The following is a 14323-nucleotide window of genomic DNA, read 5'->3' as shown; positions in this document are numbered from 1 at the left end:
TGTCGCAGATGCATTTAACGGAAAGATCAGAAAAAATATGCCCCATCCTTAAGGCTCAGGCTTGTCCCCGACATCATTTTGGGATTGGTTTTCTGTGAATTATAATCCGCTGCGCTCGTCCAGTAGGCCAGCTGCCATTTTTCTGCGGCTCCTCTTGTTATGGTGATCCCGTTCCCTGCTTTTGCTCCATCTGTTACTTTCATAAGAGTACTCATCTGAAATCCGTCCTTCATACTATCCGGAACAAAGGGAAAACCTGCAGGTCTGCTTCGAAATACACTTAACGGGATCGTCTTTCCGGATGCTGCTGCCCAGGAACCGTCTTCGGAAACATAAACGGCAGCTTTGTTTCTTGCAGGGATCGTCAATGTCTGGATCTTATCGATCAGGCGGTTTATCCCTGTATGTTCTACTTCTGCTGCTGTGGCATATCCACAGTCATTAAAATATACCTTTGACAGCGCAATATGCGTAAATACATAACGGTTCTGCCATTTTGACCAGTCTATGTGACTGCAGGAAGGGTCATATCCGGTCCCCAGATCCCCCGGTCCTCCGTAACCAAAGTACAAAAGCTTCTGGATCACAGAATTAGTCAGTGCTTTTACTACTTCATTCTTCAGCGTCATACTGTCCAGCCCATCCTGAGTTGCTTTCAGGCAATACAGAGGCGAAACCTTTTCCTCTCCTGTATCATCAATATAATGTACAGAACGATACGTACATCCCATACGGGTTTTATTTCCGGAACCAAGAAAATCATTGGCAGCTGTCCAGATCTCATCGCTGTAAACCCTGGTCCAGCTGTCCAGATAATACTGGGACGGGGAAAGTGCTGTAGCTGCGATAGCATCCTCTCCTTCTGAGATTACTTCCGCACTGCCAGCTTCCCGGAACTCCCCGGGAAGTGCTGCAGAAAGAGCAATGATCTCTCCGTTTTCGATATCCTGAATCAGTTCCTGATCCTCTTCACTTTCTCCTGTAAGGATTTCCGCGTTTTCTTCCGTGAATACAGTAAATCCCGGATCCTCTGTCTGCTCTGGTATCTCTGTCAGAGCTATATTTTCTCCTTCTTTTGAAGCAGCTTCCGGTTCTTCTTCCGGTTCGATCAGCTCATCACTGTCCGTATTTTCAGTATTATCTTTACCTTCTTCAAAAGCTTCCTCCACCGTTTCCGGTTCAGGCAAGGCTGTCGGAACCGGCATCTCAGCCTCCCCAGGCTGATCTGTTACCGGAATATCCGGGGCCTCCTCTTCTTCCTCCGGTTCTGTCTGTTCCTGCTGCGGATCTGCTGATACCGAACTCATATCTGCTGCAGGACTGGCCGAAACCACAAGAGAAGAAGCTGTGATTATCAATGCCAGCCATGCACCGATCATTCTTCTTTTCAATTTTTTCGTCCTCCTTTCCATAGCGTCAGACTGCAGGTAAGCAGCGCTATACCGGCCATCAGTGCAAACAGGATCACAGGAGATTCATCTCCGGTCTTCACTGGTATCGTCCTTACCGAAGAGCTGTTATTTCCGGAAGCTCTTTCTGTGCTTTCTTTCCTGCCATTCCGGCGTGGAACAGGGCTGGTATCTGCCGTCTCCTGATCCTCCTCCACAGAAAAGATCCATTTCACATCTGCAGCTCGAAGAGCATATAAATTATCCAGCTCTGCCGGAACCGTAACCTCAAATCTCATGTTTCCCTTTTCTCCGCTGGAAAATTCCCCCAGGGACACGGCCTTATTGAGAGACACAGCCAAAAGATCCCCGGAATACAGCTTTTTATCATTCATGGTGATCACCAGCTTCAGCTTTTTCAGAAATTCCTGATCCTTTACCGATTTACATTCCGGTGATGTGCGGAAGAAGATCTTTGCAGCATGCTCCGTTGTATTACGGATCTCTACAGAATCATGAAAAACATCTCCCGGCATTGCCGTGGAAAATCCGGAAAAAAAGTCTTCCGGAGCCGCGATCAGTTTGTGCGCATTTCCTTCAAACTCCACCTTCAGATCCACCGGACTTTTTTTCTGAACCACAAGACCATCGGTATCGTGGATACATCTTAAGATCTTCTGATTTCCCCAGGGTGACATGGCACGGAAATCCGGTGCAAAATTTGCCGCCTGGACAGCATCCGCCACGATGGTGATCCCCAGCTTCTTATCCTGGTAGGATTCATCCCATTGGGATGGTACAGTCACACCGGTAAAAATATCCACGCTGTCTCCCTGTTCCAGCTTCCTGGTATAATAAAAATACTCTCCCTTCCGGATCCATCTCGGTGACATTCCTGTAAGATTCCTGTCATCCAGACCATCCAAACCTTCCAGATCATCTGTATAAGAGATCTTCACCCTTACCCAGCATGGCTCTGAGTGATTGGTGATCCTGGGGATCTTGGATATCTCATCTCCCGGAAGAACGATCCGGCGATCCTGATATTTCATTTCTCGGCCGTCCTTTTTTTCCAGTTCCCGAAGAGAAATATTGATATCTCCCACTGATATGTGATTGGTCACTGTCACGGAATCTGAAAATCTGGCATAAGCAGCCGTGCACGCTAGGATACTGCCTGCCACAGCAGCACCTGCCAGCAGGGCTTTAAGGTGTTTTTTCAAGCATTCCCCCTCCTTTCTGCCTGAGCAGAAACCGGATCTGAAAAATACCTCCACGCACTTTCATAATCTGAAAATCCTTCTGCCTGTACAGCTTCCTCATAAACATTGATCTCAAAATCCTTAATGCTGTCCCTGTAAGTATCATCGATCTTTTGGGGATCGATCTGAAATCCGGTACACAGAGGAGTTGTTTTTTCACCCTCGGATATTTTTTCCGGTAGTAATAATAGCCGTCCTGACTGTTATACACCCAGTTTGCCGTATCCAGACCTGTTAATTTCACGCCTCTGCCGATATCGTCATTGGAGTAGGAAAGGGACATCCTCACATAGCAGTCTGCCTGGAACCCTTTCACACTGCCGGAAAAATTTCCGATCCGGATCTCTTTTCTGTAGGATGGACCATTCTCCATAGGCGTAGGTGTAGGATCCGGAAAATCTTCCTCGATCTCCGTTGTCACATACCCTACTGCAGCAGAATTTATCTTTTTTTCAAAATCTGAAAAATACGCCGCAGTCCCTGTTGCGCACAGGATCCCTGTTGTCAGGAGAAGGAAAACGGGTCTTTTTAATTTATTCATTTCGTGACACCACCGGCCTGTCCTTTATTCTGATTTACATATTTCTGGTAAGCAGCAGTTGCCTGCTCCAGAACCGTAGTCTTGTCATCCCCGGTATTGGTAGCCTGGATCGCATAAGCCCGTACCGGCATATCGATCTGCTGTGTATCCAGCTGACCTTCGATGATATTGGCAAAGGTTACTGTATCAAAAAGAGTTGTAGTCTTTGTTCCCGGCTTCAAGATGTGGTTATATGCATAGGTGTAAACCATATTCTGCCCCACTTCGGTCCGCTCCAGCTGTGTCCAGTCCTTGTTTTTGGTGAAGCTGAACAGCTCTGTTTTTGCAAGCGCATTCCTGGTACCATCCTTGGCTACCGTGATCACATTTCGGACCGGAACAGAAACTTCCAGATAGACAAATGCTTCATTTACTCCTTTATTTGCTACATAGGGGTCCTTCCGGATCACCTGAGTAGGAACCAGATCTGTATTGTCCTCCGGTTTCCAGTTAGGTTCATCCAGGTCGATATCCACTTTTCCTACGGTAAAGCTGTTGGTTGCCGTTTCAAAATCCGTGAGATATGCAGCTGTTCCTCCGGCTGCCAGTGCAGTGATCACAGCAGCAAGTGCGATTCCTTTTACCAGTTTTCTGTTTTTCATCATGATTAAATTCCTCCCTGTATTTTTTCTTTTTTGGGGTATATGCCAGATCAAAGAGTACTGACAGACATGCCGCTATGCAAACTGCGGCAAAAGGGATCCGGGCTTTCAGAAAATGGATCACGTAGCCCAGATAAGGCAGGTGAAAGACTACCCGCCCGATGATCTGTGACGCCTCTGCGGGAACAGGATCTTCTGTCTTGTTGGCGTCACCTTTTGTGATAAAGATATCCTTTTCTTTTTTAACCACTCTGTGGGTGACAACGGTATCTCCGTTATGAAAAGTAATGATATCTCCCTTTTTCGGAGAAAACTCTCCTTCCTTTGTAAAAACCACAGCTCCGGTTGGGATCTCAGGTTCCATGGATCCGGAATAGACCACATAGGGCCGAATCCCGAAAAGTCCGGGAATAAGAAGCACCAATGCCATCACCAGCATCAGTCCCAGAACTGTGTTGCCGATACATCGAAAAAATATTTTCATTCCTGTATTCTGTTCTACATACGATATTTGATGATCACTTCCCTCTGCAGGGAAAGAAACAGTGTTCGGATATCAGGAAAATTCCGGCGGAGACCTGCCCCACATAAATTGAGCCATAAAAAAGTCCTCCCTGTATAGCAGTCAATATGGCAATTCGCAACATGCTCCCATCACTTAAACGCACAGATTTTGAAGTGAGGACAAGCATAAGCAAAATAATAATACAGCAAAAATACTGAATGGAAATTATTCGAGCAGATATGCTCAGATGTGCAGTTCCTCTCATTACTTACAGAGGTGAAAGATTCCTGCGACATTTGTTAAAAAAGATTTGTTTCAGATGATATTATTATAGGGTCCACAGATCCGGAAGTCAATCAAATTCGTCCGACAGGATTCGACACTGGTTTCTCAGCGGGTATGTCTGTCACCCTATTTTTCATAAGCTGACAGACCCTGCATCCGTGCAACGCCAGATTTTTTTACAGCTGTACCAGAGAGTAAATATATTCCAATGGAAGCAGCATCAGATCACGGATTTCCCGTTCTTCCTCTTCTTTATTTCCGGAATTTACCGGCAATTCGATCCGGAAAGCCGGCTGGCGGATCATTTCTCCGTAATACTGTTCCGGCCTGCCTGTGCTCCTTCGCCCGTTCTGCGCTTCTCGTTCTATTGCAAGCTGCTCCAGCTTTCCCCTGGTACATTTTTTTAAGTGACGTGCAAGACGGTAGCATCTCTGACCAGTGGAAAAATTCTGATCCCGCCGATAATAAACCACCTTTTTTCCATATCCGCAGAAAACCAGCAGGCCACGTCCTCCGTATTCCTGAAAGATCCGGATCAGTGCACGTGTCTCATTTTCACTGGCAGGCTGCTGATGGATCTTTTTTCTGCTGCAGAAGGTAGTAGGAAAATTCCTTGCAGTATCCATTCCTCTTGCATTTCCCTCGAATTCATCGCAGGGAACATCCTGCATTTTCAGCATTTGACGGAAAATGGGATTTCGCACAGTATTGTAGCCCTTCCGGCAGATCTCATATCCATCCGGATTGACCACCGGTATGATACAAAGCCTGGTCTGATCCAGGAGCTTTTTTACCTCATAAAGCTCGTCCACGGTCCAGTTGCATTCATATATTCTGCAAAGCTCCAGTGCCATCCTGGTAAGCCTGTCCGTCATCTGTCCATCCGTTCCGGAAAAGCCAGCCACACAGAAAATACAGGCATCTCCTTGTCCGATCTCCAGCATAGGGATCATCCGGTCATCGTGGCTTTTTCCGATCACCCGAAACTGTGTAAAGCTGCTGTAACGCCTGGCTGCCTCCCACAGTGAATAATAAATTGCTTCGTAGGTTTTATCCTGTACTGTATCCATGATGTTCCCTTCCTTCCGTCTTTATACATGTTCATTATTATGTATATTATGCGAAAGAGCATAAAAAAGAACCGGTTTAACACCGATTCCTTTTGTTTACAAAATAATTCAGAATACCGCCGCCGATGATGATCACCAGCGCAACTGCAACCACTCTTTTCGCTGCCTCCTGAGGAAGCTGGCCCTTGGAGCCAATAGAAGCCTCATAAAAGGTCAGCGTATAATCGATCTCATGCGGGGCGCCCATGGCCAGTGTATCTGCGATCACTTCCATCTTATCATCCAGGGCAGTTACCGGGACAGTAAAAACAGAATTTCTGCCTTCCTCGCTCTCATTGAGATATTTTTCCCCATCTACGATCATATAATCATAGTTGGAGCTGCTCCACTGGAGCCGTGCATACATCTTCCCATCCTTTACCAGCATCAATGTGGGGGAAGAAACGCTGGCTTTTCCGCTTCCGCCTTCCAGCTCCACCTGTATGGAATATTCTCCGTCCTCCAGATCTGTCTTCACTGCGTTCTCTCCACCTGCAGCCAGAACCTGTATCGGGCATAGCAGCAGCATAGTCAGAAGAAGCAGCATTATTGTTCTCATCCTGTGTTTCATGGTTTTCTCTCCGTTTTTATTTTCCTTCGTATCACTATAGCACAACGCCCCTTTTCTGTAAAGAACATCTCAGAATTGTTGAAATGTCTCTTCTTTTCCAGTATAATAGAGTGAAATTTGCATACAAACGAAAGGAAATGAACAGAGATGATCGAAACAAAAAATCTCACAAAAAAATTCGACAGTTTTACTGCTGTGGATTCTCTGGATCTTCGCATAGAAACCGGCGAATTTTTCGGTCTGCTGGGACCCAACGGTGCCGGAAAGACCACCACGATCAGTCTGCTTTCCACTCTGCTCCTGCCCACAGAGGGCGAAATCCTCATTGACGGGCAGACACTTGGACGCAACCGACCGGATCTGAAGCGCAAGATCAGCGTGATCACGCAGGAATATTCCATGCGCCAGGATATGAACATGGACGAGATCATGGAATATCAGGGCCGTCTTTATTTCATGCCACGAAAAGAGATCAAACGGAAAACTGAAGAGCTTTTGGATTTCTGTGGACTTCTTCCCTTCCGCAAGCGGACTGTAAGGAAGCTTTCCGGTGGTATGAAACGAAAGCTTATGGTATGCCGGGCACTTCTCACAAGTCCGGAGATCCTTCTTCTGGACGAGCCCACTGCAGGCATGGACGCGCTATCCAGACGACAGATGTGGAATCTTCTCCGTCAGCTGAACGGAAAAAATCTGACCATTCTTCTGACAACCCACTATATGGAAGAGGCACAGTCTCTCTGCAACCGGGTAGCACTTATGGATCACGGAAAGCTGGAGGAGATCAATACTCCATCGGGCCTGATCGACGGCCTGGGCAAATACACCGTAGATCAGGAAACACCGGAAGGGGCAAAAAGCCACTACTTCCACAGTCGGGAAGAGGCCATCTCTTTTCTGTCCTCTCTGGACGGACAGTGCACCCTTCGTGAGACAACTCTGGAGGATGTTTTTTGTGGAGCGCGCAGGCAGGCATCTGATGCAGCGATAAGCCGGCGTCAGCCACAGTTATCTTATAATTTAACAGAATGGACGATGAATTATCATGGGAATACTTACTATTTTATGGGAAAAATGGGTGGAGTTCCGAAGGGATTTCTATAAGATCACGCTGGCGGCCATGATCGCGCCGCTGATGTATCTGATCGTTTTTGGAATGGGGATCCAGACCTCCTCACACGGAGAGCCTTATCTGAATTTCCTGATCCCTGGTGTGGTTTCACTGACTACAATGAACGGAAGCTTTAATGCTATCGCACAGAATCTGAATGTGCAGCGTCTTTATGAGAAAGCCTTTGACCAGGTTATGATATCTCCGACACCTCTGTGGCAGTTTATTGCCGGACAGATCATCGGAGGCAGTCTCCGCGGGCTTTATGCAGGAGGAATCATCCTTCTTCTGACCATGCCGATCGGAACCGGTCTTGTGTTCAACGGATGGTCATTGCTGGTGATGTTCCTCAACGGTGCTGTATTTTCAGCCATCGGTGTTGTGGTTTCTTTCCTTGCCAAAAACCATGCGGATGTACCTCGTTTTTCCAACTATATCATTATGCCAATGGCTTTTTTGTGCAACACCTTCTTCTCTACAGAGAAGATCCCGGGCTTTCTTGGGAATTTTGTAGCTGCTCTTCCACTGTCACAGACCAGTCATCTGATCCGTACCATTGCTTCCGGCGGTGGAGTCAATTACCTCAGTGTCCTGATCCTGACAGTCTATCTAATTGCATTCAGCATTGCAGCTTCCTGGTTTATCTATAAGAAAAAAAATCTGTAAATTTATTTTTACAAAAAATCACCGGCTTTCCTGTTCTTTCGGAAAACCGGTGATTTTTTATTTGTTATGCTATTTTGGCTATTGTGCGTTTAGATGTCCTTTTTTCTTCTTCTCACGATCACATATCCACCTGCAAGAAGGGATGCCACTGCCAGTGCGGACATGGTTCCGATCGGTGAGTTATCGGCTGTTGATACTGCATTCTTAGATCTGGTTCCGTTGCCTCCGTTGGAGGATGTTGCAGATGCCTCTCCTGTTATGGTTGCATCCGGATCAGAACCTGTCTGGCCGCCGGTACCGTATGTACCGTCTGCTCCCGGAGTTCCGGTAGGTGTCAGTTTTGCAGACCTAAACTGATATACTGCGGATTCAATGGTGTCTGTCTCCTGCCACTGACCACCGGTGTAGATGTATTTCTGGAAGAATACGTACAGGTTGTATGTAGCGTCTTTGTTGATTCCCTTGCCGGAACCAATCTTCCATGCTGTATGCATCTGGCTCTGGGTTGGGTTTGCAGCTGTACTCCAGTAAACCGGAACCCACTTCACATCACCCTCATTTGGATCCTGATTGGTTGTTCCTGCACCGATCACAGTAAATTCATAGAACTGATTCGGATAGAACTGAATTGCCTCATCCAGTCCCTGTACTACGCTCTCTTTTACATTTGGGATGTATGCATCCGGTGTGTCAGTCGGAGTTGGATCTGCAACTTTCGGTCTGGAATCTTCTTTAAATGCTATTTTCAATGGATTCGTCAAAACACCATTTTTATCTTTGATCTGGATATAAAGATCAATTGGGTTGTCAGAATCTAAATCCTCAAGACCGATATTAAATTTCTTATCAGCAGTAAATGTTATCTGTTTTCCGGTAGATGTAAGATCTTTCGGAGTGGCAGATGTGCCATCACTGTTACGAGAAACCCATTTATAATAACAGGTACCGCTCTTATTCGAAATAAGGGTAACATTCGCAGATGTATGGTTGATCCATGAAAAGCCAACCCATCTGACATTTGCCGGACGCTTAGCTTCATCCAATGTAATCTTCTTTGGTGTACTTACAGTTCCGTCAGTTCCTTTGATACTCACATAAACATCAATCGCATTGTTTGCATCCAAATCTTTCAAACTGATCGTGAAATCCTTATTTGCGGAAACCTTTGTTCCTTTGCTCATTTTATCAACTGTCGGAGCTTTGGAACCACGTTTTACCCATTCATAATAGTACACACCTGCTTTATCAGAACGCATAGTTACAGTCGCAGATGTATGACCTTTCCATTTGTAGCTTACGTTGGAAATCTTCGCAGGTGTTTTAGCTGTTTCTTTCAAAGTAACAGTTGCAATCTTGGTCACTGCTGTCTTTGATCCATCTTTTGCTACTACCTGCACATAAAGATCAATCGCATCACCTTCCAGATTTTTCAGATCAATCTTACAATCTTTTTTTGCGGTGACCGCAATCTTGCTGTCTTTAGTTGTAATGGAAGGTTTATCCGCTCCCTTTGCCACCCATTTGTAATAGCATGTACCACTCTTATCAGACTGAAGAACTACTTCTGCAGTTGTTGCAGTTTTACTTTCTGCGCTGATTTTTGTAACCTTTGGTGCTGCCGGTTTCGGATCAACTGGATTCTGTGCCTGTGTTACTGCAATATCCTTCTTTACACCTTCACCAACAATGGCGTTACCACTTTCACTTTCTTTTACCCATACATAAAGGTCAATAGTCTTGTCTGTGACCTTGGTAAGTTTCAGGGAAGTAGTTTCTCCTGCCTTAACCGTTCCACCTTCTGTAGCTGTCTCGATGGTCGGAGCTTCCGCACCTTTTGCAACATATTTATAGTAATATGTACCTGCTTTATCAGATGTGAAGGTTACAGAAACAGTATTTGCTTCTTTACTTGTAGGATTATCAATATTAACCGTTGGAATGTTGGAAACAAGCAGACCTGTAGCTGTATTTATTCCATAACTCTGGTCGCCTTCATAGCTCATCGCCTTAATTGCCTTTGCAAATGCATCCGCAGCTAAAGATTCAGGCTTCTGGAAAACTGTATAGTCAACTACCGGATTCTCTACGGAATATCCAATGTTCTGGTTCTCAAATGCACCGACAATGATGATACTTCCTGCACTCTGATCCTGCTTTCCTAATACGATATTGGATTTTACGTTCTTTTCTGCGCTTGTATAGTTCTCGATGATCTTCGGTTCGTCTGCTGCAGCATCCGTTCCATGTTCCAAAGAAATCGTACCTGTGCTGTAAACAGCTCCGCCTGTAGATACATTATCTTTGATCTCTCCACCTGTAATTACAAGTTTACCGCTGTTTTTAACTGCCGCACCTGCTGCAGTAGAAACATTCTTGGAAAGGGTAACACCTGTCGTCATCACAAATTTAGCGCCAGCTTCTACGGAAACAATCGATCCATCGACTGCAGTTTCATCGTCTTTCTTACCTTCAACAGAAAGTTTACCGATTTCTGAGGAGCCGTCACCTTCATTCTGTGTCATGGACAAAATACTTCCTGCACTTACTTTGAACATATCTCCTGCAACACTTCCACGTCCAACTACAGTTGTAGCATTTGTTGCACCAAAAATTGCAATATTTTTATTGGCAGGAACGGTAATAGTATCTGTGAGATTAAACGATGCACTGATCAGAATCTTATAAGCAGATGTATATAGATCACTATCATCAATAGATCCTGCAAAATCAGGTGCATTATTAATCGCTGCCTGAAGTTCTGCCGCAGTAGTAACCGTTGCATCTGCCGCAGTAGTTTGCTGCTCCTGCTGCGCCTCTTCCGCCTGAGCCTGAGCTGCTGCCTGTGCCTCTGCTTCCGCCTGAGCCTGGGCTGCTGCCTGTGCCTCTGCTTCCGCCTGGGCCTGGGCTGCTGCCTGTGCTTCTGCCTCTGCCTGGGCCTGAGCTGCTGCCTGGGCTTCGGCCTCTGCCTGAGCCTGGGCGTCGGCTTCACTCTGTGACTGGTCATCCACAGCCGCTCCGTCATCTGGTGTTTCTGTATTCTCGTCTGCAGTCGGTGCTTCTGCCTCTGTTACCGCTCCGGTATCTTCAGCGGCAAACGCTGCGGCAGGTGCCATTCCAACAGTCATGGAACCTGCAAGCAGGACTGCAAAAAGCTGCTTTTTTTCATTTATAAGTCCTCCTGTTATGAGTTAGTCTGTTTAAATCCAATTACAAAAAAGTATAGCACAACGCTTCAAAAAAGTAAAGCGGACCAAAGAATCCGCTTTACTTTATCTGTCTTACGGACGTACCTGTCCATTACCATAAATGATATACTTGGTGGTGGTCAGTGCAAGGAGTCCCATTGGGCCTCTTGCATGGAGCTTCTGGGTGCTGATTCCGATCTCCGCACCGAATCCAAATTCGTTTCCATCGGTGAATCTGGTAGAAGCGTTCACATAAACTGCCGCTGCATCTACCTCATCCAGGAATTTCTGGGCATGGGTATAATCATTGGTAATGATGGCCTCCGAATGCTTTGTATTATATTTATTGATATGTGCAATGGCTTCCTCCACGGAATCCACTACCTTTACAGAAAGGATATAGTCAAGATATTCCGTTCCCCAGTCCTCTTCTGTTGCAGGAACTGCTCCCGGCATCAGAGCCTTTGCCGCTTCATCTGCACGGACCTCCACATGCTTCTCCTTAAGGCGTCCGGCCAATACCGGCAGAAAATCATCCTTCACCTTACGGTTTACAAGAAGGGACTCGCATGCATTGCATACACCCACACGCTGGGTCTTTGCATTGATCACAATATCCGCTGCCATCTGAAGATCTGCAGTCTCGTCCACATAGATATGACAGTTTCCGGTTCCGGTCTCGATGACAGGGATCGTACTCTGGTTTACCACTGCTTTGATCAGTCCTCTTCCGCCACGTGGGATCAGTACATCCACATACCGGTTCAGCTTCATAAATTCCGCAGCCGTTTCTCTGGAGGTATCCTGGATCAGCTGGATGGCATCCTCGATAATGCCGCAGGCCTTCAATGCCTCACGGATACAGTTGACAATGGCAGTATTGGAATGAATTGCGTCGCTTCCCCCCTTCAGGATCACGACATTTCCGGTTTTGAAACAAAGACCGAATGCATCTGAGGTAACATTGGGACGTGCTTCGTAAATAATGCCGATCACACCTAAGGGAACACGTTTCTGTCCGATCAGAAGTCCGTTGGGACGTTTTTTCATACCGGTAACTTCCCCGATGGGATCTTCAAGACCGGTAAGCTGACGAAGTCCGTCTGCCATTCCCTCAATCCTCTCCGGTGTCAGCATCAGACGGTCGATCAGTCCTTCCGGCATGTGATTCTTTTTGCCGTTTTCCACATCCAGGACATTGGCCTTCAGGATCTCATCGGTATGAGCGACAAGAGCCTTTGCCACAGCTTCCAGGGTTTTATTTTTGTCATTTGTGGAAAGATTTCGAAGGACTGTCTCCGCATCTTTCGCATTCTGTCCCAGTTTTTCAAGCATTTCATTCATTTCCAAATATTCCTGCCTTTCTTTCTGTCTTTACAGCAATATCTTACTGTGCATCGCGGTATATATTCTCTTCCGTCACAATGACCTGCGGACGGATATCCGTAGGCTCTGTGGGAACCTCCGGAAGGATCTGGAAGGAAAATCCTACTGCAATGCGGCAGACCTCCGGATGTTTTTCCAGAAAACGGTCATAAAAACCGCCGCCATAGCCTACCCGGTTGCAATTTATGTCAAAAGCCACCCCGGGCATGACCATCATGGCTTCTTCCCAGGAAACCGTTTCTCCGTCTTCCTTTGGCTCAGGGATCCCGAAGTAGCCGGATTCCAGCTGACTGAAATCGGTCAGTCTGTAAAATACCATATCCTTTCCGAAAACCTTTGGCACTGCCACTTCCTTGCCGTCTTTCCAGGCCTGCTCGATGATGTAGCGTGTGATCACTTCATGGTTATAATCTGCGTATGCCATGATCCGTTCTGCATTCCGGTATTCCGGAAGCTGTGTCAGGGCCTCTGTGATCCGGAGACTATTTTCCCGGATCCAGGCATCGGTATGTTCTTTTCTGGCTTTGAAGATCTTTTTTCTAATTTCCTTTTTTCTTCCATATTTTTCTCCAAGATTGGTGATGCTGCCATCCTTTTCTTTGATATCGATATTATTCAGATGCGCACGGAGATTTCCCTTCACTGCATCCAGATATTCTCTCCGAAGCTTCGCCTGTTCCACCTTTTCTTCCTCGGTAAGACCTACACTTTTCTGTTTATGTGCCAGTGCGTTGATCCTGTCGATCTTGATATTGTCCATCATAATGATACTCTCCTTAAAGCAGTTTTTCGATATAATCAATGAGGAAGAATTCTTCCTTCTTGTTTCCTACAAATAATGTTCCGCAGCTCCTGCCTTCCACGATCCTGTGGATGTTGTGGAAGTCGTTTCCGTTGGCAATGACCATGTCCGCCCCTGCCGCAGTTGCGATGATCGCAGCGGTAAGCTTGGTTGCCATTCCCCCGGTACCGACATTGCTTCCTGTAGAGGATTTGCCAAGCTTACGCATATTGTCATCCATATTTTCTACAATGTCGATAAACTGTGCATCCGGATTGGAATTGGGATCGTCTGTAAAAAGACCGTCAATATCGGACATGAGGATCAGAAGATCCGCATCGATCAGTGCAGCAACTACAGAGGAAAGGGTATCGTTGTCTCCGAATTTTACCAGGTTCTGGAATTCGTAGGAGGATACCGAGTCGTTCTCATTTACAATGGGGATCACCTTTTCTGCCAGAAGCTGCTGGAAGGTATTCTGGGCATTCCTGCGGTTGGTATTGTTGACCATGGTATTCTTGGTCATCAGGATCTGTGCCACCATCTGATTGTATTCCCCGAAAAGCTTCTGATAAATGGTCATCAGCCTGGCCTGTCCCACAGCTGCACAGGCCTGCTTTTTCTCAAGCTCTGCCGGCTTTCCCTTCATACCCAGTGCAGCTGCACCTACCGCAATGGCTCCGGAGGATACCAACACTACGTCTTTCCCCTGATTGTGAAGGTCACTGAGCTCTCTGGCCAGGATCTCCAGCTTACGGAAATCCAGTCTTCCTGTTTCTGCGTGGATCAGTGATGATGATCCGATCTTGATAACGATGCGTTTCTTGTCTTTCAGTCGTTCCCTGTAATTTGCGTTCATGTTTTTTGTTTCTCCTGATACCTGTATATTAGT

13 protein-coding genes are annotated in these 14323 nt (G+C 46.4%); 2 read left to right on the top strand and 11 right to left on the bottom strand.

Features of this window, described 5'->3' with window-relative positions:
- Positions 1-26: 26 nt before the first annotated feature.
- The 7 genes from CK1_RS03070 to CK1_RS03040 all read right to left on the bottom strand — a co-directional run bounded on the left by CK1_RS03070 (position 27) and on the right by CK1_RS03040 (position 6302).
- A complete protein-coding gene (locus tag CK1_RS03070; protein WP_306288710.1) occupies positions 27-1391 on the bottom strand; it encodes a thioester domain-containing protein in 1365 nt (454 codons plus the stop codon).
- Positions 1388-2611 carry a hypothetical protein gene (locus CK1_RS03065; RefSeq protein ID WP_306288709.1) on the bottom strand — a complete coding sequence of 408 codons (1224 nt, stop codon included), beginning with the start codon at positions 2609-2611 and terminating at the stop codon, positions 1388-1390. Before CK1_RS03065 ends, CK1_RS03070 begins: the two co-directional genes overlap by 4 nt.
- On the bottom strand, positions 2595-3191 hold the full coding sequence (locus tag CK1_RS03060) for a hypothetical protein (RefSeq protein ID WP_015524857.1): 597 nt from the start codon (positions 3189-3191) through the stop codon (positions 2595-2597). Before CK1_RS03060 ends, CK1_RS03065 begins: the two co-directional genes overlap by 17 nt.
- Positions 3188-3835, bottom strand: a complete 648-nt coding sequence (locus tag CK1_RS03055; RefSeq protein ID WP_015524856.1) for a TasA family protein — start codon at positions 3833-3835, stop codon at positions 3188-3190. Before CK1_RS03055 ends, CK1_RS03060 begins: the two co-directional genes overlap by 4 nt.
- Positions 3738-4316: a signal peptidase I gene (locus tag CK1_RS03050; RefSeq protein ID WP_015524855.1), complete on the bottom strand. Its 579-nt coding sequence runs from the start codon at positions 4314-4316 to the stop codon at positions 3738-3740. Before CK1_RS03050 ends, CK1_RS03055 begins: the two co-directional genes overlap by 98 nt.
- Before the next feature lie 482 nt (positions 4317-4798).
- Complete coding sequence (locus CK1_RS03045; RefSeq protein ID WP_015524854.1) at positions 4799-5692, bottom strand: M14 family zinc carboxypeptidase; 894 nt, start codon at positions 5690-5692, stop codon at positions 4799-4801.
- Positions 5693-5768: 76 nt separating this feature from the next.
- The gene (locus CK1_RS03040; protein WP_021650529.1) at positions 5769-6302 is read right to left on the bottom strand and encodes an iron transport-associated domain protein; all 534 of its coding nucleotides are present in this window, start codon (positions 6300-6302) and stop codon (positions 5769-5771) included.
- Positions 6303-6449: 147 nt separating this feature from the next.
- On the opposite strand from CK1_RS03040, the gene CK1_RS03035 reads away from it, so the two are divergent.
- On the top strand, positions 6450-7406 hold the full coding sequence (locus CK1_RS03035) for an ABC transporter ATP-binding protein (protein ID WP_015524852.1): 957 nt from the start codon (positions 6450-6452) through the stop codon (positions 7404-7406).
- Positions 7348-8079: an ABC transporter permease gene (locus CK1_RS03030; RefSeq protein ID WP_021650531.1), complete on the top strand. Its 732-nt coding sequence runs from the start codon at positions 7348-7350 to the stop codon at positions 8077-8079. Before CK1_RS03035 ends, CK1_RS03030 begins: the two co-directional genes overlap by 59 nt.
- Before the next feature lie 89 nt (positions 8080-8168).
- Here CK1_RS03030 and CK1_RS03025 read toward each other — a convergent pair whose 3' ends face one another.
- From CK1_RS03025 to proB, 4 genes are all read right to left on the bottom strand, one after another.
- The gene (locus CK1_RS03025; protein ID WP_015524851.1) at positions 8169-11204 is read right to left on the bottom strand and encodes a hypothetical protein; all 3036 of its coding nucleotides are present in this window, start codon (positions 11202-11204) and stop codon (positions 8169-8171) included.
- Between the two features lie 153 nt (positions 11205-11357).
- On the bottom strand, positions 11358-12608 hold the full coding sequence (locus CK1_RS03020; protein ID WP_015524849.1) for a glutamate-5-semialdehyde dehydrogenase: 1251 nt from the start codon (positions 12606-12608) through the stop codon (positions 11358-11360).
- Between the two features lie 43 nt (positions 12609-12651).
- On the bottom strand, positions 12652-13413 hold the full coding sequence (locus CK1_RS03015; RefSeq protein WP_015524848.1) for a 5-formyltetrahydrofolate cyclo-ligase: 762 nt from the start codon (positions 13411-13413) through the stop codon (positions 12652-12654).
- 13 nt (positions 13414-13426) lie between these two features.
- Positions 13427-14290, bottom strand: coding sequence for a glutamate 5-kinase (gene proB / locus CK1_RS03010; RefSeq protein WP_044960851.1), 864 nt, complete (start codon positions 14288-14290; stop codon positions 13427-13429).
- Positions 14291-14323: the final 33 nt, after the last annotated feature.

The sequence above is a fragment of the Ruminococcus sp. SR1/5 genome (genome assembly GCF_000209835.1).
Taxonomy (GTDB): domain Bacteria; phylum Bacillota; class Clostridia; order Lachnospirales; family Lachnospiraceae; genus Blautia_A; species Blautia_A fusiformis.
Note: the sequence above shows the minus strand (reverse complement) of the source record. Positions and strands in the feature narration are given on the sequence as shown.

What these genes read in the sequence shown, in the direction of transcription:
- CK1_RS03060 (WP_015524857.1), bottom strand. Translation starts at nt 3,191, where the DNA reads ATGAATAAATTAAAAAGACCCGTTTTCCTTCTCCTGACAACAGGGATC.
- CK1_RS03055 (WP_015524856.1), bottom strand. Translation starts at nt 3,835, where the DNA reads ATGATGAAAAACAGAAAACTGGTAAAAGGAATCGCACTTGCTGCTGTG.
- CK1_RS03050 (WP_015524855.1), bottom strand. Translation starts at nt 4,316, where the DNA reads ATGAAAATATTTTTTCGATGTATCGGCAACACAGTTCTGGGACTGATG.
- CK1_RS03045 (WP_015524854.1), bottom strand. Translation starts at nt 5,692, where the DNA reads ATGGATACAGTACAGGATAAAACCTACGAAGCAATTTATTATTCACTG.
- CK1_RS03040 (WP_021650529.1), bottom strand. Translation starts at nt 6,302, where the DNA reads ATGAAACACAGGATGAGAACAATAATGCTGCTTCTTCTGACTATGCTG.
- CK1_RS03035 (WP_015524852.1), top strand. Translation starts at nt 6,450, where the DNA reads ATGATCGAAACAAAAAATCTCACAAAAAAATTCGACAGTTTTACTGCT.
- CK1_RS03030 (WP_021650531.1), top strand. Translation starts at nt 7,348, where the DNA reads ATGGGAATACTTACTATTTTATGGGAAAAATGGGTGGAGTTCCGAAGG.
- CK1_RS03025 (WP_015524851.1), bottom strand. Translation starts at nt 11,204, where the DNA reads ATGACTGTTGGAATGGCACCTGCCGCAGCGTTTGCCGCTGAAGATACC.
- CK1_RS03020 (WP_015524849.1), bottom strand. Translation starts at nt 12,608, where the DNA reads ATGAATGAAATGCTTGAAAAACTGGGACAGAATGCGAAAGATGCGGAG.
- CK1_RS03015 (WP_015524848.1), bottom strand. Translation starts at nt 13,413, where the DNA reads ATGATGGACAATATCAAGATCGACAGGATCAACGCACTGGCACATAAA.
- proB (WP_044960851.1), bottom strand. Translation starts at nt 14,290, where the DNA reads ATGAACGCAAATTACAGGGAACGACTGAAAGACAAGAAACGCATCGTT.